The organism is Fictibacillus barbaricus, from assembly GCF_014635025.1.
Classification (GTDB): Bacteria; Bacillota; Bacilli; order Bacillales; family Fictibacillaceae; genus Fictibacillus; species Fictibacillus barbaricus.
In genome coordinates this window covers 1644406-1661237 of sequence record NZ_BMCE01000001.1, presented here as the reverse complement: position 1 = coordinate 1661237, position 16832 = coordinate 1644406, and the positions used below count along the sequence as shown (strand labels likewise).

The following is a 16832-nucleotide window of genomic DNA, read 5'->3' as shown; positions in this document are numbered from 1 at the left end:
GCTTTCAAGAAAGGGGTTATTAAAAGGTGGACTTACCTGAGAGAGTCACACTAATTGAAGTTGGACCGCGGGACGGACTTCAGAATGAAAAAAATCTTATACCTGCAAATAATAAGATCGAATTTATTTCGCTGTTGAAAAATGCAGGTTTTCAAGAGATGGAACTGACTTCATTTGTTTCACCAAAGTGGGTTCCTCAAATGCAGGACGCCTCAATCGTTCTCGAGAACTGTTTGGATGATTCTCGAAATTTTGTTCTTGCACCTAATAAAAAAGGGATTGATCTAGCCATTGGATCAGGCGTGAAACATATTGCGGTGTTCGTGGGTGTAAGTGATACGTTTAACAAAAAAAACATTAATAAAACAACAGAAGAAAGCATGAATGAACTAAGGCCGCTTATTGATGATCTAAAACGCAAAGGATATTTTGTAAGAGCTTGTATCTCTACCAGTTTCTATTGTCCGTTCGAAGGAAAGATCGATGAACAAGATGTGCTGAAGGTTTGCCAGGAATTTGAGGATATGGGTGTAGACGAACTGAGTGTTGCTGACACAATCGGCATGGCAAATCCATCAGAGTGCTATGAACTGTTTACACTATTAAAGCATCATCTGCGTGCTACAACTTTGCTGACTGCTCATTTCCACGATACCCGCGGGATGGCGCTAGCCAATATATTTGCTAGTTTACAGGCAGGAATAGACCGTTTTGACACATCTGCAGGCGGACTTGGCGGCTGTCCTTTTGCACCAGGCGCTACTGGTAATGTGGCTTCAGAAGATGTGGTCTATATGCTTTCTCAAATGGGAATCTCAACAGGTATTCATCTGGATAAATTGTTAGAAGCCGCTGCATACATTTCTCCTCTTCTTTCTAAGCCTGTTGCAAGCAAACAATTTCAATTAATGCGGAGTGTTCCTCAACATTAAAAAACACGGGCTTAACGGCCCGTGTTTAGTTTCGTTTTATCATAATATTTCATGGAATGGTTCAAGATCTCACTTGGACTTTTTAATGAAAAGTGATTGCCCCGAGGAGCATCGATCGTCATTTTTTCATCAAAGAAAACCTCCGTGTTATAGTCCAGATAAAGATCAGGACCGTTTGTCTTTACCTTCGTATCGTTTTCCTCCGGCTGATCAATAAGCCAGATCGCAGCCACTCCGCTAACGACACATCCACAACCTTCCGTATCATGCTTTAATTTTATATATCCTTCTTTTCCTTCTGTCTTATTTTGCAGCCGTGCTAATGCTCTATCTGTAAAAATGATATCCATCCTTTAATTAAGACACACCTTTCTTTTTCAATACCTTTATGGCCCAGTTACACCAGGATAACCAGCTCTCCATGTATCGAATGCCATACTCACTCGTTAAATACTCACCGAGTTCGTTTTGACCATACCTGCCTTCGGGAAAATGTTCATCCTGCCATTTCTTTGTCATCATAAGTCCCATTTGATGGTGTTCCTTACTTTTTTCTAAAAAAGCAATCGCTTTTTCTGCAGGAATAAAGTGAAACATCGAGACCCTTAATAAAAGATCATCTTTTAGCTTTGGAACACTTACAGGCTTGTTGAGCATCCATTCGAGCAGCTTTTCAAACCCTTTATCTGTAATCGTATATATTTTTTTATCCGGATAATCACTTTGCTGGACAGTCTTAGAATGAGTTAAGCCTTCTTCTTCCATTTTCAAAAGTTCACGATAAATCTGAGTATGATGGGCTGTCCAAAAATGAATAACTGTTTCTTTAAATTGCTGCGTAAGCTCATATCCTGTCGCTTCATTTTTCGCCAATAAACCTAACAGCGCATACCTTAACGCCATTTGTTACCCTTCTTTCTACCTGTACTGTTTTGCATTGTAACATATTTTTTATCCATATAACTTGAAATAAATCTTATTCATTTATTATATTATAGATAAACATAAGTGAAAATACACATATGAAACATAATAGGCAGGAGAGGAAACAATGAACTGGTTAACTAGATTTAGTCTAAAAAACCCGGCAGCTATCTTTATTTTTTCATTTTTACTCATCGTTGGCGGGGTTTTCTCGTTCACTAACTTAAAAGTGGATTTGCTCCCAAATGTTGAGTTTCCACAATTGACCATTCAAACTGTTTATCCTGGGGCATCACCTGAAGATGTCAACGAACAAGTGACAGACAAGCTGGAGACTCTATTAAAACAAGTTGAAGATGTAAAAACGGTAAAGAGCTCTTCACTTGAAAGTGTTTCGATCATAAGTATGGACTTTCCGTTTACTGCAGACATGGATGAGGTTGAAGATCAAGTGAAATCCATCGTTTCAGAAACCGATCTTCCTGAGGATGTAGAACCTGAAGTTAGCCGTTTTTCTTTCGGTACGATACCCATTTATAATATCTCTTTATTCCCTGAAAAAGAAGGAGAAAATATTCAAGGGTTTGTAAATGACGAATTGGTTCCAGAGCTTAAAAAGATCCAAGGTGTTAACAACGTTTCAGTAGGCGGGGTAAAAGAAACCTTCGTTTCCATTACATTAGACCGTGAGAAAGCAAAAGCGGCCGGCGTAACATTAAACTCAGTAAAAGAAGCGATCAACAGCCGTGATCTCTCCTTCCCTGCAGGAACAGTAACTGATGACTCTCTTACGGTTCCCGTTCGTGTTGAAGAAGCAGTTGATACAGTCTCTGAATTAAAAGAAATCACGATTTCAAACAGCCAAGGTGCATTGACTCAAGCTCCAGACGGTGCCGGGAGTACGGAAGGCAATAGGGCACCAGGCGGAGCTGGCGGTCCCGAAACATTAGGCGGCCAAGGAGCTCCTTCACAAATACAAGCGAAAGCAAGCTTAAAAATTGGTGACATTGCTGAAGTAAAAGAAACAGACGATGTAAGTGAAATTACAAGATATAACCAGAAGTCTTCACTTTCTATGGCGGTAACAAAAAAACAAGATGCGAACACAGTAGAAGTAGCTGAAAAAGTTATTGAAGTGCTGGATAAAGAAAAATACGATGATAAACTGAATTACGCGATTGGATTCGGTCAGGCTGAAGGCATCAAAGATTCCGTAAACACGCTTGTTAAAGAAGGTCTGTTCGGAGCCCTATTCGCTTCATTGGCGGTTCTGATCTTTCTTCGTAATTTTAGAGCGACTATTATTGCGATCATTTCTATCCCGCTCTCACTGCTCGTTTCAGCGATCTTCCTAGACCGTCTTGATATTACATTAAATATTATGACATTAGGCGGAATGGCTGTTGCGGTCGGCCGGGTTGTAGATGATAGCATCGTTGTTATTGAAAATATTTTTAGAAGGATCAGAAAAGCAGATGGTGTTTACGATCGGGATGAGTTGATCATCGATTCAACACGTGAGATCCTAAAAGCGATCGTCTCTTCAACCATTACAACAGTAGTTGTATTTTTACCGCTCGGTCTTGTTGGCGGTATAACGGGCGAGTTCTTCTTGCCGTTTGCCTTAACAGTTGTCTTTGCGTTGCTGGCATCATTGATCGTTGCTATTACGATTGTTCCAATCCTTGCAAAATATGCGTTTAAGAGAGTAAAACCAGAGAAGAACGATGGACCATTGCAGCGTGGTTACGAAAAGCTCATCAAAGCATCTCTTAACCATAAGTTCCTTGTTCTGTTTACATCATTTATTCTCCTTGGAGGATCATTCTTCCTTGCTTCAAAGCTTGGAATGGTTTTCCTTCCAAATGAAGAACAAAAAACATTAACCGTCAATGTTGAACTGCCTGCAAGTACAAATGTTACAAAGACGAATGAGATCTCACTTGAGGTTGAGGATTATCTAGCAGAACGAGATACGATAAGGGATGTTACAGCAGGCATAGGTTCCCGTGATTTCCAAACAGGCCTGAAACGTCAGAACGTAGCAAACTATTTTGTAAATCTGAAAAAAGAAGCAAATGTTGAAACAGAATTAAAAGAACTTGAAAAAGACATTAAAGAGATTACAGATGAAAAAGCCGAAGGAACAGTGATCAGCTTACAAGAAGTTTCAAGCGGCGGACCTCCGGCAAATAATGAAGTAAATATCGATCTGTATTCTAATAACTTAGAGGATCTTCAAAAAGCCGCCGGCCAGGTGGAAGAATACATGAAGACCCTCGATTCAATCAAATATGTTTCAAACAACTTTAAAGATACACAAAAGCAATGGGCTGTTTCCATCGATACAGAAAAAGCGGCTGAAAAAGGTGTATCAGGGTTTGCCATTTTAGGCGCTGTCTCTGATGTAACAAAGCCGGTTGAAGTAGGTGAACTTACTTTAGATGGAGCTCAAAAGAACGTTAAGGTCGAGTATGAAGAATCTGTAAAATCACTTGATGAGATTAAAGACCTAACTGTTTTTGGCACAACTGGTCCTGTAAAGATTTCAGACGTTGCAGATGTATCTGAAAAAGAAACAGTTACCGGGATTCAAAAATTAGAGGGTAAAATTTATGCTCAAGTCTCTGCACAAGTTAAAGGAGACAATGTTCAAAAGGTTACTCAAGATGTTATTAAAGGCGTTGAAGATAACGTTGATCTTCCATCTTCTGTTTCGACTGACGGCGGTGGAGGAAGCGAAGAAACAATGGATACGTTTAAAGATTTAGGGTTAGCGATGATTGTTGCTATCGGTCTCGTTTACTTAACGATGCTGATTACATTCGGTCGTGCACGTATACCGTTTATCATCCTTTCCTCTCTCTTATTTGTTCCTGTCGGAGCGATCGGTGGTCTATATTTGATCAATGAACCACTTTCTGTAAGTGCTATGATCGGAATACTGATGCTGATTGGCATCGTTACAACGAATGCCATCGTACTCGTTGACCGGATTGGACAGAACCGTGATAAAAAAGGAATGCCAGTCCGGGAAGCGCTTCTAGAAGCTGGTAAAACCCGCTTAAGACCGATCTTAATGACAGCGTTCGCTACCATTGCAGCATTAATTCCGCTTGCATTGACTACATCCTCCGGAACATTGATTTCTAAGGGACTCGCGATTGTTGTAATCGGTGGACTTACGACTTCTACCCTTTTAACATTGATCATCGTGCCTGTTCTATATGAACTGTTCTTTAGAAGACAGGCAAAGCGTGAAAAAGCAAAGTAATATTCTTCATAAATAAAAAAGAGTACTGCTGCCATTTTTGGCGTCGGTACTCTTTTTTACTTCGATCTTCTTTTCAAAATGGCACATTAGGACTAAAGACCCTGTTTTGTCCTGCTTACTTATGGGAAATATATCAGCAATCAAGCAATCATACATTTCAGGAGGCTAATTCATATGAAACAAATCTGCTCACGAAAAGTAAAAGTAACAGCAAAATATACAGTTAATAAAGCAATTGAAATTATGCAATCTGCTAAAAAGATTAATAGTCAGCTCTTCTTATGCAAAGACGGCATAACTGTTAAAGCTTCTGGATTATCTCAGCTTGTATCGTTCTTTTTAACACTAAAAGAAGGAGATTCATTCCTTTATATTTTTGAAGGTTCGGATGCAGAGTCTGCCATGAGCCTAATCACAAAAGAACTTGTTTCTTAACTTTTATAAACCTACCTTCGCCTTCATCTTTTTCTTAAAGACAAGAGGCAAACCTATAATTACAAAAAGCAAGGTTGTTCCGATCCATATGACTTCCTTGCTTCCTGATGTCATGGAAGTACCCAGATAGGTATAAGCGATTGTACCGGGAATGATGCCGATCGCTGTTGCCATCGCATAATCCTTGAACTTTACCTTAGTTAATGAAGTTAGATAACTTACAAGATCATAATTTAATACCGGTAACAATCTCAATAACAGAACATAACGAAACCCTTCTCTTTCTATTTTGCTTCGGACTTTCTCGTACTTTTCATTTTTCCATTGTTTATTCTTTTTAAACCGGCCAAAACGGTTAATCGCATAATAGGTTAGGAGTCCTCCCCCTAGCGATCCAAGATATGTATATAAACATCCCCAATAAAAACCAAAAGATAAGCCGCTTGTAATAGCAAAAATGGAAGATGGAAATAACACAAATGGCCTCAAGGTATAGAGTACAACAAAGATAAACGGTGCTACCCATCCCCACCGTAAGATCCAATTTCTAAATTCTTCAGGACTAAATCCTTTATAGTTTTTTTGCAGCCAAAGAATCAAGACCATTATGATCACCACAAAAAAGGCGATGAATAGCCACTTTTTTGTAAATTTCATTTTCTCCTCCATAAAATTATTCATTTAGTAAGCATTTTTCCTTCTTCTGCACATATCCATACATAGTGTGATTGGCAAAGGAGGTTATTTATAATGATCGTAAAAGCAACTGCACCTATATATGCAGAGCGTGCTGCCAAACTCGTTGAACTAACCGGCAGCTTCAAAGAATCGATCTATATTAAAAAAGGAGATCGGACAGCTGATGGGAAGAGCTTTTTAGGTATTATTGCACTATCCATCTATCCGGATGAACCGATCGAAATTATTTGTGATCCACCAAGTACTCAGCTGAAAGAAAGAATACTTGCTTCAGGACTATTTGCAAGCTGCAAATCTTAGGAGGTATTTCGCTATTATTTTATAATATCTCATTCCTTTTTGGCTAATTTTCCTCATAACTAGAAAAAGCCGGTAGATAAAACCGGCTTTTTATAATTCATTTAGTCTTGTGTTGAATGTATTGATTCTTGCCTGAAGCGATGTTTTCGTATCAACAAGCATCTTTTTGTATATTTCAAATATCATAGTACTGTACGTTGTTCCCGGCACAGCCCATTTCCCATTTAGCTGTGCCCAGGTTATTGCACTTCCCCTTTGTACGAGTTGAAACCTAGGGTCAACAAGAGGATATTGCGGTGGTAACGGTTTTGTGGAACTATATGCAAACAAGTGCTGAATATGCGCTAATACGCCTTCTTGTGGTGTGCGGAACACTGCTGATTCATTCTTACCCGTTGCTCCGATTCCGGCAAAGTTGTTCTGAGAGGCCTTGACACTGCCCTGAAAGCGGAAATACCCTGTCTCATGTATAGCTTGAGCGTACGCGACATCTCCTCTTATTCCGTACACTTGTCCAATCTGCTCATAAAGAGCTGCTAATGATGGCGCGCTCGGATTTACCTTTTGAACAACCCTCTCCATCTCAACCGCAGACAATAATGTTTCCCCTTCAATCGTCAGCCCTTTAGGAGGTGCTGGATCTGGAGGTAGTGGTGCCGGCGGATTCGGTGCCGGCGCTGGAGCAGCAATTTCATCTTTTACGAGGACATATGCATCTGGTACGCCTAAAGAACGAATCTTCCTGACAAAGTTCTCAGCATTCAACCTTTCTTGAAAAGCTCCGGCTTGTACTCTGTAATAGGTTTTATTTCCTATTAATACCTCATCTATAAATGTTGTAATCTTTTGATTTGCCAAAAAAGCGGCTCTATCACTTGCATTTTGCTTTTGTTCGAATGCACCTGCGATAACGGCAAAGTCCCCTTTTGTTTGTGGCTGCTTTTTTTTGAGTGAAAGACCCTGGGCTATACCTGTGGCGATCGCCCTAGATACTTCGTTTTGAAAGTCTTCTCTTTTTAAAAGGGCGATATTCTTCTCGTTATCTAAAAATAGAACTTCTAATAAGACAGCAGGCATTTTGGTCTCACGGAGGACATGAAAATTCGCCTGTTTTTCTCCTCTATTTCTAGCACCGTATTTCGTCATTACTGCTGCAGTCGGTACATGTATAGCATTTTGAATCCTTCTTGTTTCAGCTCCAGCACTTGGATATACGTAGCTCTCAAAGCCTTCTCCACCACCGCTGTTCTGGTGTATGGACACATACAGATCTGCATTGTTTCTGTTTGCTAAATCTGTTCTTGCATCTAACGATAATGCCGTGTCAGCTGTACGCGTCAAAATTACCGTAGCTTCATAGTCTGCTTGAAGATAAGATTGAACTTTCTTTGCGATTGTCAGGTTATATGCCTTTTCAAAATTATCTTTATTCACCGCGCCTGGATCATTTCCTCCATGGCCCGGGTCAATTATAATAACTTTCAAGTTGTCACCTTCTTATTCTTCCGTTTAAAAAACACGCTTAAAACGTGCTTACTTCTATTAAAAAGGAAAAGGCGGTATACTAAAAGAGCCATATGACCATTTTTAAGAAAATGGATATTTGACTAAGGTGGGTAACTGAATGGAAGCTGCTTTATTAGGAAGTGTTTTATCTGCATTAGCAACCGGGTTTGGTGCTTTGCCTGTTCTCTTCTGGTCACAGGTTACACACCGGTTCCGCGACATTTTACTTGCCCTTACAGCAGGCATCATGGTCGCTGCATCTACTTTTAGTTTGATTCCACAAGCTTTAAAATTATCAAGCTTAACCGTTCTTACAATCGGTATCATCCTTGGTACCTTGACACTGTTACTTTTAGAAAGGTTCGTTCCGCATGTTGATTTAGATCATTCTAAAATTTTCAAAGGCATTGACGCTAAAGCTTTTCTCGTGATCGCTGCCATCACGTTGCACAACTTGCCTGAAGGGCTTTCTGTTGGTGTCAGTTATGCGAGTGATAATAATGCGCTAGGCGGTTTGATTGCGTTTGCGATCGGACTTCAGAACGCACCAGAGGGGATGCTTGTTGCGCTCTTTTTGATTCAACAAAATATGAACAGAGTAAAAGCCTTCATTATTGCGACGTTAACAGGAGCGGTTGAAATCGTAACGGCGATGCTAGGGTTTATCTTGACTTCATATGTTGAGAACCTTGTACCTTATGGCCTTTCTTTTGCTGCTGGTGCTATGCTTTTTATCGTTTATAAAGAGCTTATCCCAGAAAGCCATGGCGATGGCCACGCCCGTTCAGCGACCTTATCTTTTATTGCCGGGTTGTTGATCATGATCTACTTAATACAGATTTTCGGATGATGAAAAAAGCTGGTTCAGTAAATTCGGCCAGTTTTTTTTAATGTGATGATAATCAAACTTATGTACAAACTTGGTAATCCAGCAAATATCTAGATAGATCCGCTCCGCAAAAACAGACCGGCAGCAAAAGGACAAATCCGTTATCCTTTTGCTGCGAGCCGCTTTTATGTGAATTCAATATCCATAATATCTGTCACCTTAAGGATATGCACTCTGTCTGCTTCATCCATCACGCGCAGTTCCTTTTTAAATTCATCCACGTAGTGAACACGGCCTTTTATTTCAGCACTTCTTCCTCTTTCAAAATACGTAAACTTCAGTGTGTGATTCTCCTCCATCGCGATACAGATCGCCTCATTAAATTCTTCATATTTTTGTTCATCTAGTTCGGGTTTTCTTCCGTAATCCAGACCGTCTTGATGGTCTCTCAGCATTTTGACGTGTTCTGGCAGCATCATTGCCGTCCACTTAATGGTTCCTCTGTCACGAATCACTGTTCTTCCCCCTCCTTAAGCCTTATGTCCGCCTAATAGACGGCTTCTGTATAAAGCTGTTCCTCCTTTTGTATAAGAAACCGCCCGCAAAAGAGAGTTAGATCCGTATTTTTGCCTGATATCATCCATCACATAGCCGATTTTTCTTTTTTGTGGATGATCTAAAGAAAACAAAGTGAGCTGTGTTTCCGTATCCTCACACACGTTGGAAAGAGTAATGGAGATCTTTCTTACCGTCTCTCCCTGGTAAAAGGTTTGAAGCAACTCGAGGCAGACTCCGTAAAGCTCCATCGTGATATTGGATGGCTGGTCGATCGTCTTGGACCGGTAAAAGCCTCCTCCGCCTTCATCCTTGCTGTATCCTAAGCCAAAGCTGACCGTTCTTCCTGCTTTTCTTGCCCTTCTTGCACGCCTCGCCACCTCTTCACACATCTCTAAAATGACATGTTTGATCTCGTTTAAGTCTGTGTAATCCCTGAGTAAGATCTGACTTTTCCCGTAACTGATCTGTCCCTGCATAATAGGAGCACCAATTTCAGACAGATCCACTCCCCATGCATGGTAGTAGAGCTGACTTCCCATGATGCCGAACTTTTTCTCTAAAAGTTCGGGCGGATAGTGCGCCAGATCACCGACCGTCACGATTCCCATCCTGTTCAGCGCCCGCTCCACTCGGGATCCGATTCCCCACATCTTGCTAAGGGGAGCCAGCGGCCAAAGTTTAGTCTCTACGTCCTCGTATCTCCACTCGGCTACGCCTTTTTTCTTTGCCTCAAGATCAAGACAAAGCTTTGACATGAGCATGTTCGGACCGATTCCAATCGCGCACGGTAATCCGAACTCTCTCCAAATATCCCGGCGAATCCGTTCTGCAAGATCTTGTGCGCTTCCCCATAATTTTTCTGTTCCATCTGCTTGAAGAAAACTTTCATCTACGCTGTATGTGTGGATGGATTCAGGCGGGACATAACGATGCAGCAGTTTCGTGATTTCCATCGATCTCTCTAGGAAAAAAGCCATTTGTGCGTTTACGATCATGATGCCTTTATTTTTCGGGATCTCAAACAGCCTGCTTCCTGTCCGGATGCCGAAATCAGCTTTTAGACGCGGAGATGCAGCCAGAACGACACTGCCCTGCCTCTCTGTATCCCCCACTACTGCCAAATGACACGTCAGCGGATTTAACCCTAAGCGTACAGCTGCGCAGCTTGCATAAAAACTCTTCATATCCATGCACAGGATGGTACGCTTCGGCATTTCATCATAGTCCATTTGTCACAACCTCCTTCAATATTACGAACATCTGTTCTTTATATGTATACCCATTTTAACCGAATGTATGTTCCTATAACAATGGTAATTTTTTCAGCAAATTTTGCAGATTGACGTTTTTATTCCAAAAGTCTAGGATTTATAAGGAAAGAAAGGGTGAAAATCATGAACCGCTCATTGTTAAGGAAAATGATCCTGCAGACCTTAAAAAATTATTTATGGGAAGAAGAAGACTGCATATTAACAGAAGAAGAATGGACTGAACTCGAGACAAAAATACTAGGGCAGATGAGTGAGACCGATCAGGAGGAAGCCATATACACTATTATCCAAGATGTGGTTTATGAGTATTTCACAACAAAATAAAAACAGGCTCTGCCTCTAAGAACAGGACCTGTTTCGCTCGATAGTTTACATAATGTTATTATGGTTGCTTTATTTTTGGCGGAATGATTTTCCGCCTAGCGTTTCAATTAATTTTGGCATCACTTGATACATGGTGCTCCCTACGTTCATCCACCACGGCAAGTTGATCTCACGTACGGGACGTTCCATCGCTTTAACGATTTTTTCTGAAACACGGGAAGGCCGCAGCATCAGTTTTTGGACGTTTTTCACATAATTGCCTGACTGATCAGCCAGCGTGAAGAAATCAGTCGCGATCGGTCCTGGATTGATAGTTGTTACATCAACACCTTTATGTGCCACTTCCAGGCGCAGCCCGTTCGAGAACCCTAGTACAGCATGTTTTGTAGCAGCATACACACTTGATTTTGGTGTTGAAATCTTACCGGCTTGAGAAGCAATATTTATGATATGCCCGCTTCCCTTTTGAAGCATATGGGGCAGAACAGCTCTCGTACAGGCCATCAGTCCCAATACATTGGTTGAAAACATCCCCTCGATATTCTTCCAAGGTGCTTCAACAAACTCTTCGAAGATCCCATAACCCGCATTGTTGACTAAAATATGTATACGTTGATGCTCCTGCAAAATCTGGGAAACAACCTTATCTACGCTGTCAGGATTCGAAACATCTAGTATATAATAAGGGGCCATCCTATTTGTCTCTTTTAGGATCGCATCCTGGACCACTTTTAATTGCTCTTCTCTTCTTGCGGTCAAGATAGGAGTAGCCCCTTTTTTAGCCACATCCATAGCAAGGTGGGCCCCCAGTCCACCAGACGCTCCTGTAATCAGGATCACTTTACCTTTGAGTGTACTCATCGTATAGCTCCCGTTCTGCGAAAATAAAATACATGATTCTCTTTATCATGTGAAACTCTTGATTCAGAATGAAGAAGGTCAAGATGTCCCGCAACTTCTGATACTACTAATCCTAATTGTTTTTCATATACCTTCGGAAAAAGACGTGCACACAGTTCAAAAACGGTTAAAGGCTCATCACTTAATAAATGTTCAATCGCTTTCGCGCGCTCCAGATGGTCTTGAAGTCTTTTTCTGATTAAATCATGAGCGTTCGAAAAAGGTTCGCCATGCCCAGGATACACCAACCCCAAGTTTAAAGTTAAAAGATAGTGAAGAGTGTCCCGGTACTGAAGCAGTGTTCTAGGCCGTTCCGCGTCATTTAATGCAGGGGGTTCTAAAAGAGCGTTGGATGAGATATGCGGCAAGAGGACATCCCCGCCGATCATAATACCTTGCTCCTCATTATAAAGTGATAGGTGATCTGGTGCATGACCGGGAGTCTTTAGAAAAGTGAATCCTTCATGACCAAGCACAGCATCCCCTGGCATCGGTGTGATGTCTGGCACAAAAGGAGCTGAGAACGTTCTGTATTTTCGAAGCTTTAATAATTCTAGCCTTCCCAATGCATCGGGTACGCCAAAAGAACGATATAGCTCTGTATAGAATGATTCTCCCCATTCAATAAATTCACTGTTTCCGCTAACATATGGAACGGCTTCTTGAAGCATAAGTGTTTGAACACCTGCTTGTTGGATCTCTTTTGAAAGACCAGCATGATCTGGATGATAATGTGTACAGATATATTGATCTAAATCTGCAAGTGTGACTCCGTTTTCCTTTAGCGAGGAAAGAAGAACTTCTCTGCTTTCTTCGGTCTTTGCACCGGAATCAATAAGTGTAACGGCATCCCCTTTTAGGAGGACACAGTTGACAGGACCTACATCAAATGGAGTAGGAAGAGTAATCGGGATAATGGTGGATGGTTTTGTCATCTTTTCCTCCAAATAAAATAACTAGTTGACATACATATAGAAATCATAGCATAATGTTTTTTAAAATATAAAAGAAATACCAATTATGCCAATAAAAATGCGTTGAAAGGGATCAGTAAGCAATCTTCCCCCGATTTTAGAGAGTGAAATCCATAGGCTGAAAGATTTCACCGGAAAGGAATTGCCGAACCTGCCCTGGAGCAATCCAGAGAAACCTGGCGCAGTTCTGCGATAGAGACAGTTTTGAGCGGGCAAATCATTTTGCCAATAAAGGTGGTACCACGGATCACTCCCATCCGTCCTTTGATTAGGACTGGACTGGGAGTTTTTTTATACTTAAAAACTCGAGGAGGGATCTATTGTGGAAAAAGAAAGAATAGCGTTTATTGGGGCCGGTGCAATGGCGGAGGCCATTATGGAAGGTTTAATTAAAACAAAAAAATGCAATGCAAATTTAATAACGATTAAAAATCGAAATAACACAGAGCGGGTCAAAGAACTCCATTATAAATATGGCGTAATGCCAGCATCGACCATAGAAGAAGCCGTCACAGATGCAGATATCATCATTCTTGCAGTAAAGCCAAAAGATGCTATGGATGCTGTAAAAGGCCTCAAGCCATTTATTCGAAAGAACCAGCTTCTTATTTCTGTGATGGCAGGTATCTCGACACATACACTTACAGAATGGATCAAGAATGAAAATCCTCTCATCAGGGCCATGCCGAATACATCAGCGGCTATTGGACATTCAGCAACTGCCCTATCTGCGGGTAGGTTCGCGACAGCAGAACATGTAGAAAAATCCCTTGAACTGTTTGAGACGATCGGAACAGTTACACTCGTGCCAGAGGAAAAGCTTCATATCGTAACAGGACTCTCTGGAAGCGGTCCAGCTTATATCTATTATGTGGCTGAAGCCATGCAAAAAGCTGCTGAAGAATTGAGCCTTTCGCATGAAGAAGCGAAAACACTAATTTCTCAGACATTGCTAGGAGCATCTCTTATGCTTAAACAAACATCCGAATCCCCAATCGAGCTCAGAAAAAAGGTGACCAGTCCTGGCGGTACAACTGAGGCGGGAATCGGCAAGCTCGATCAATACCAAGTTCAAGATGCTTTCCTAGCCTGCATTAAAAAAGCGGTCAAACGATCAGAAGAGTTAGGTAGTGTGAATTAGGATTTCCGATCTGTTTCTTGATAAGAAATACTTTTAAAAACACCGCTTGGAGTTAAAGTGATGGTCACAATCACTCCTTTTTCAGATGAGCCTTTCTTGAGCCACAACTTAAACTTTTCGACAATATCCTCATTTTGAGCGGTTGATCGGCCAACATATAAATAATCTACAATGTCGTGATCAGGGTAACGTTTTCCTGTTTCAAAGATAGCGAGTCTGCCCCATTTTGCATAAGCAGGTTCTTGCATTCCTGGGTGTGCTGCCAGAACCGCTGACGGGGTGAATGAAGATAGAAGAAAACATGATAGTACCAGGGAACGTAATTTAATAGAGATCTTCAAAACCTATCAACTCCTTTTCGTTATTTTGCTCCAATTCCTTACATTTCTCTGCAGAAATTGACGATTAGAAAAAATTGACAAGCTCTTGTCTTGGTCTTTATCATTTATTGTAGAGCTAGATTTAGGGAGGGATGTATGTGGCAGAAACGGAAATTTCCCAAAGATACCTTGAATTGCGCGTTCAGTTTGAAAAGTTCACAAAACGATCTCTTACAGAAAAAGAGCTTGTTTTCATCCACTGGCTGACAGAAAAAGGGGCCAGTGTTGAAGAACATAAAGTAGAAGAAAAAAAGAAACGTACCAAACGTAGAAAATAAACTTTCCCTTCCTAATCAGGAAGGGTTTCTTTCATTTCCAATCCGTTTCATTTTCGCCTATACTAACTTTAATCTAAGATCTGGTTTGGAAAGGAGCTATTGATCATGACTTATATTTTTGCTCACAGGGGTTCCAGTAAAGATTGTCCTGAAAATACAATGGCTGCATTTAAGAAAGCTTATCAAGATGGAGCAGATGGAATCGAACTGGATGTGCAGCTTTCAAAAGACGGCATCCCTGTTATCATTCATGATGAGAAATTAGACCGGACCACGAATAAAAAAGGCAATGTTTTTTCTTATGCATATAACGAACTTACAAAGGCAGATGCAGGAAGCTGGTTTTCAAAAACCTTCGCTGGTGAGCCTGTTCCTTCTCTCCAAGAACTATTAGAGTGGATTGCTCCTCTTCCGATGCTTCTTAATATCGAATTAAAGAACAACATCATTGAATATGACGGTCTAGAAGAAAAGGTATTGCAGCTCTTGCGTCATTATGGGATGGAGGAACGAACGGTTATCTCTTCATTTAATCATTACAGCTTGGTAAAGATCCGAAAGATGAATAGCTATATAGAAACAGCTCCACTTTATTCTTCAGGACTTTTTGAACCATGGGAATATGTAAAAGCTGTCTGTTCCCAGAGCGCACACCCCCACTACAAGTCTCTCCATCCATACATTATGGAAGGCTTTAAACAAAACAATATACCGGTACGTCCTTATACGGTAAACAGTCCAAAATGGATGAGCTATTTTTTTGAATGGGGCACACAAGCTATTATTACTGACTATCCGATTCATGCAAAAGAAGTGTATAGCGGTAAATCACCACAAACGAAGAGCAAATTCCTTCAAAAATGGTGGTAAAACGTTTTACAATGAACCAGAACACGGGATATTTCTTTTAAAGAAAAAAGGAGATGTTTATTATTCAACCATTATTGTTTCAGCCGTTAACCATTCGTGACGTTACTTTAAAGAACCGTATTGTGATGTCACCTATGTGTATGTATTCTTGTTATGAACAAGATGGCAGAGTAACGCCATGGCATGTAACGCATTATACGTCTAGAGCAGTCGGCCAGACAGGATTGATCATGACAGAGGCAGCAGCTGTGAGTCCCCAAGGAAGAATCAGCGCGGAAGATCTGGGGATCTGGGACGACAGCCATGTTGAGGATTTGGCGAACCTTGTAAAATCGATTCAGGAAAACGGCTCTAAAGCAGCTATTCAGATTGCCCATGCTGGCCGGAAAGCAATGATTGATGGACCGATCATCGCGCCGTCTGCCATTGCGTTTTCAGATAAGATGAAAACACCAGAAGAGATGACGCTGCAACAGATTGAAGAAACTGTAAATCAGTTCAGAGCTGCTGCTAAAAGAGCAAAGACAGCTGGTTTTGACGTGATTGAGATACACGGTGCCCATGGATATCTGATCAATGAGTTCCTATCCCCGCTTTCGAATAGACGAACAGATTCTTATGGAGGCAGCCAGGAAAACCGATATCGTTTCTTGCAAGAGGTTATTGCTTCAGTAAGACTTGAATGGGACGGTCCTCTGTTTGTGAGAATCTCAGCTAGTGATTACCATCCTGAAGGCAATACACCAGAAGATTTTGTAATTTATGCAAAATGGATGAAAGAAGATGGTGTTGATCTGATCGACTGCAGTTCAGGAGCTGTTGTACCCGCAAAAATTAATACGTTCCCCGGATATCAGGTTCCTTTTGCAGACAAGATTAAAGGTGAAGCAGAAATCGCTACAGCTGCTGTTGGTTTGATTACAACAGGCAGCCAGGCAGAAGAAATTCTGCAGAACAACCGAGCGGATCTAATCTTTATCGGCCGTGAATTCTTAAAAGATCCATATTGGCCTCGATCTGCTGCGAAAGATCTAGGAACAGATATTCAAAGTCCGAAACAATATGAACGTGGTTGGTAACGGCCCCTTAAAGCTGGCTCTTTTGATAGAGCCAGCTTTTTCTGTGTATGAATCGACGTTTGTAGGTTCGCGGATCTACGGCAAAATTTTGTGGATTTATTGCACAAACCCATGGAACTATCTATGTTTTTTGTGGAATTTATAGTAGTTCCATAAAA

The 16832-nt window shown here is 41.0% G+C and carries 19 protein-coding genes and 1 other annotated feature; of the genes, 10 read left to right on the top strand and 9 right to left on the bottom strand.

Annotation, left to right across the window (positions count from 1 at the left end):
* Positions 1–26 precede the first annotated feature (26 nt).
* Complete coding sequence (locus IEV52_RS08225) at positions 27–932, top strand: hydroxymethylglutaryl-CoA lyase (protein ID WP_188401964.1); 906 nt, start codon at positions 27–29, stop codon at positions 930–932.
* A gap of 11 nt (positions 933–943) precedes the next feature.
* Here IEV52_RS08225 and IEV52_RS08220 read toward each other — a convergent pair whose 3' ends face one another.
* Positions 944–1282: an iron-sulfur cluster biosynthesis family protein gene (locus IEV52_RS08220; RefSeq protein ID WP_188401963.1), complete on the bottom strand. Its 339-nt coding sequence runs from the start codon at positions 1280–1282 to the stop codon at positions 944–946.
* 7 nt (positions 1283–1289) lie between these two features.
* Entirely contained in the window at positions 1290–1835 is a 546-nt protein-coding gene (locus IEV52_RS08215; RefSeq protein ID WP_188401962.1) for a PadR family transcriptional regulator, read from the bottom strand.
* Between the two features lie 148 nt (positions 1836–1983).
* Between IEV52_RS08215 and IEV52_RS08210 the strand changes: the two genes are divergently transcribed.
* The gene (locus tag IEV52_RS08210; RefSeq protein WP_188401961.1) at positions 1984–5130 is read left to right on the top strand and encodes an efflux RND transporter permease subunit; all 3147 of its coding nucleotides are present in this window, start codon (positions 1984–1986) and stop codon (positions 5128–5130) included.
* Positions 5131–5304: 174 nt separating this feature from the next.
* On the top strand, positions 5305–5565 hold the full coding sequence (locus IEV52_RS08205; protein ID WP_188401960.1) for an HPr family phosphocarrier protein: 261 nt from the start codon (positions 5305–5307) through the stop codon (positions 5563–5565).
* A 3-nt stretch (positions 5566–5568) separates the two neighbouring features.
* Here IEV52_RS08205 and IEV52_RS08200 read toward each other — a convergent pair whose 3' ends face one another.
* The gene (locus IEV52_RS08200) at positions 5569–6222 is read right to left on the bottom strand and encodes a TVP38/TMEM64 family protein (RefSeq protein WP_188401959.1); all 654 of its coding nucleotides are present in this window, start codon (positions 6220–6222) and stop codon (positions 5569–5571) included.
* A gap of 93 nt (positions 6223–6315) precedes the next feature.
* Here IEV52_RS08200 and IEV52_RS08195 point away from each other — a divergent pair, with 93 nt between their 5' ends.
* Entirely contained in the window at positions 6316–6564 is a 249-nt protein-coding gene (locus tag IEV52_RS08195; RefSeq protein WP_188401958.1) for an HPr family phosphocarrier protein, read from the top strand.
* 90 nt (positions 6565–6654) lie between these two features.
* Here IEV52_RS08195 and IEV52_RS08190 read toward each other — a convergent pair whose 3' ends face one another.
* Positions 6655–8049, bottom strand: coding sequence for an N-acetylmuramoyl-L-alanine amidase (locus tag IEV52_RS08190; protein WP_229754217.1), 1395 nt, complete (start codon positions 8047–8049; stop codon positions 6655–6657).
* A 139-nt stretch (positions 8050–8188) separates the two neighbouring features.
* Between IEV52_RS08190 and IEV52_RS08185 the strand changes: the two genes are divergently transcribed.
* Entirely contained in the window at positions 8189–8920 is a 732-nt protein-coding gene (locus IEV52_RS08185) for a ZIP family metal transporter (protein ID WP_188401957.1), read from the top strand.
* A gap of 164 nt (positions 8921–9084) precedes the next feature.
* Here IEV52_RS08185 and IEV52_RS08180 read toward each other — a convergent pair whose 3' ends face one another.
* Together IEV52_RS08180 and IEV52_RS08175 are read right to left on the bottom strand one after the other, a co-directional pair.
* A complete protein-coding gene (locus tag IEV52_RS08180; RefSeq protein WP_188401956.1) occupies positions 9085–9414 on the bottom strand; it encodes a YolD-like family protein in 330 nt (109 codons plus the stop codon).
* Positions 9415–9429: 15 nt separating this feature from the next.
* The gene (locus IEV52_RS08175) at positions 9430–10686 is read right to left on the bottom strand and encodes a Y-family DNA polymerase (protein WP_188401955.1); all 1257 of its coding nucleotides are present in this window, start codon (positions 10684–10686) and stop codon (positions 9430–9432) included.
* Between the two features lie 165 nt (positions 10687–10851).
* On the opposite strand from IEV52_RS08175, the gene IEV52_RS08170 reads away from it, so the two are divergent.
* Entirely contained in the window at positions 10852–11052 is a 201-nt protein-coding gene (locus tag IEV52_RS08170) for a YqzH family protein (RefSeq protein ID WP_188401954.1), read from the top strand.
* Between the two features lie 69 nt (positions 11053–11121).
* Here the strand turns inward: IEV52_RS08170 and IEV52_RS08165 are convergent, their stop codons facing one another.
* Positions 11122–11913 carry an SDR family NAD(P)-dependent oxidoreductase gene (locus IEV52_RS08165; protein WP_188401953.1) on the bottom strand — a complete coding sequence of 264 codons (792 nt, stop codon included), beginning with the start codon at positions 11911–11913 and terminating at the stop codon, positions 11122–11124.
* Positions 11910–12887, bottom strand: coding sequence for an MBL fold metallo-hydrolase (locus IEV52_RS08160; RefSeq protein ID WP_188401952.1), 978 nt, complete (start codon positions 12885–12887; stop codon positions 11910–11912). Before IEV52_RS08160 ends, IEV52_RS08165 begins: the two co-directional genes overlap by 4 nt.
* A gap of 93 nt (positions 12888–12980) precedes the next feature.
* Positions 12981–13194, top strand: a binding site (T-box leader).
* Positions 13195–13245: 51 nt separating this feature from the next.
* On the opposite strand from IEV52_RS08160, the gene proC reads away from it, so the two are divergent.
* The gene (gene proC / locus IEV52_RS08155; RefSeq protein ID WP_188402301.1) at positions 13246–14067 is read left to right on the top strand and encodes a pyrroline-5-carboxylate reductase; all 822 of its coding nucleotides are present in this window, start codon (positions 13246–13248) and stop codon (positions 14065–14067) included.
* Here proC and IEV52_RS08150 read toward each other — a convergent pair.
* The gene (locus IEV52_RS08150) at positions 14064–14408 is read right to left on the bottom strand and encodes a DUF3889 domain-containing protein (RefSeq protein ID WP_188401951.1); all 345 of its coding nucleotides are present in this window, start codon (positions 14406–14408) and stop codon (positions 14064–14066) included. The two genes, proC and IEV52_RS08150, sit on opposite strands and share 4 nt — an antisense overlap.
* Before the next feature lie 137 nt (positions 14409–14545).
* Here IEV52_RS08150 and IEV52_RS08145 point away from each other — a divergent pair, with 137 nt between their 5' ends.
* From IEV52_RS08145 to namA, 3 genes are all read left to right on the top strand, one after another.
* Positions 14546–14725, top strand: a complete 180-nt coding sequence (locus IEV52_RS08145; RefSeq protein WP_188401950.1) for a hypothetical protein — start codon at positions 14546–14548, stop codon at positions 14723–14725.
* 105 nt (positions 14726–14830) lie between these two features.
* Positions 14831–15595 (top strand): glycerophosphodiester phosphodiesterase, encoded by a 765-nt coding sequence (locus IEV52_RS08140; protein ID WP_188401949.1) that lies wholly within the window; start codon positions 14831–14833, stop codon positions 15593–15595.
* A gap of 53 nt (positions 15596–15648) precedes the next feature.
* On the top strand, positions 15649–16674 hold the full coding sequence (namA, locus tag IEV52_RS08135; protein ID WP_240460880.1) for an NADPH dehydrogenase NamA: 1026 nt from the start codon (positions 15649–15651) through the stop codon (positions 16672–16674).
* Positions 16675–16832 lie beyond the last annotated feature (158 nt).

Excerpts from the sequence above, each read along its gene's own strand:
- IEV52_RS08200 (WP_188401959.1), bottom strand. The coding sequence starts at position 6,222 with ATGAAATTTACAAAAAAGTGGCTATTCATCGCCTTTTTTGTGGTGATC.
- IEV52_RS08210 (WP_188401961.1), top strand. The coding sequence starts at position 1,984 with ATGAACTGGTTAACTAGATTTAGTCTAAAAAACCCGGCAGCTATCTTT.
- IEV52_RS08220 (WP_188401963.1), bottom strand. The coding sequence starts at position 1,282 with ATGGATATCATTTTTACAGATAGAGCATTAGCACGGCTGCAAAATAAG.
- IEV52_RS08205 (WP_188401960.1), top strand. The coding sequence starts at position 5,305 with ATGAAACAAATCTGCTCACGAAAAGTAAAAGTAACAGCAAAATATACA.
- IEV52_RS08215 (WP_188401962.1), bottom strand. The coding sequence starts at position 1,835 with ATGGCGTTAAGGTATGCGCTGTTAGGTTTATTGGCGAAAAATGAAGCG.
- IEV52_RS08160 (WP_188401952.1), bottom strand. The coding sequence starts at position 12,887 with ATGACAAAACCATCCACCATTATCCCGATTACTCTTCCTACTCCATTT.
- IEV52_RS08175 (WP_188401955.1), bottom strand. The coding sequence starts at position 10,686 with ATGGACTATGATGAAATGCCGAAGCGTACCATCCTGTGCATGGATATG.
- IEV52_RS08170 (WP_188401954.1), top strand. The coding sequence starts at position 10,852 with ATGAACCGCTCATTGTTAAGGAAAATGATCCTGCAGACCTTAAAAAAT.
- IEV52_RS08185 (WP_188401957.1), top strand. The coding sequence starts at position 8,189 with ATGGAAGCTGCTTTATTAGGAAGTGTTTTATCTGCATTAGCAACCGGG.
- namA (WP_240460880.1), top strand. The coding sequence starts at position 15,649 with ATGTTTATTATTCAACCATTATTGTTTCAGCCGTTAACCATTCGTGAC.
- IEV52_RS08140 (WP_188401949.1), top strand. The coding sequence starts at position 14,831 with ATGACTTATATTTTTGCTCACAGGGGTTCCAGTAAAGATTGTCCTGAA.
- IEV52_RS08165 (WP_188401953.1), bottom strand. The coding sequence starts at position 11,913 with ATGAGTACACTCAAAGGTAAAGTGATCCTGATTACAGGAGCGTCTGGT.
- IEV52_RS08195 (WP_188401958.1), top strand. The coding sequence starts at position 6,316 with ATGATCGTAAAAGCAACTGCACCTATATATGCAGAGCGTGCTGCCAAA.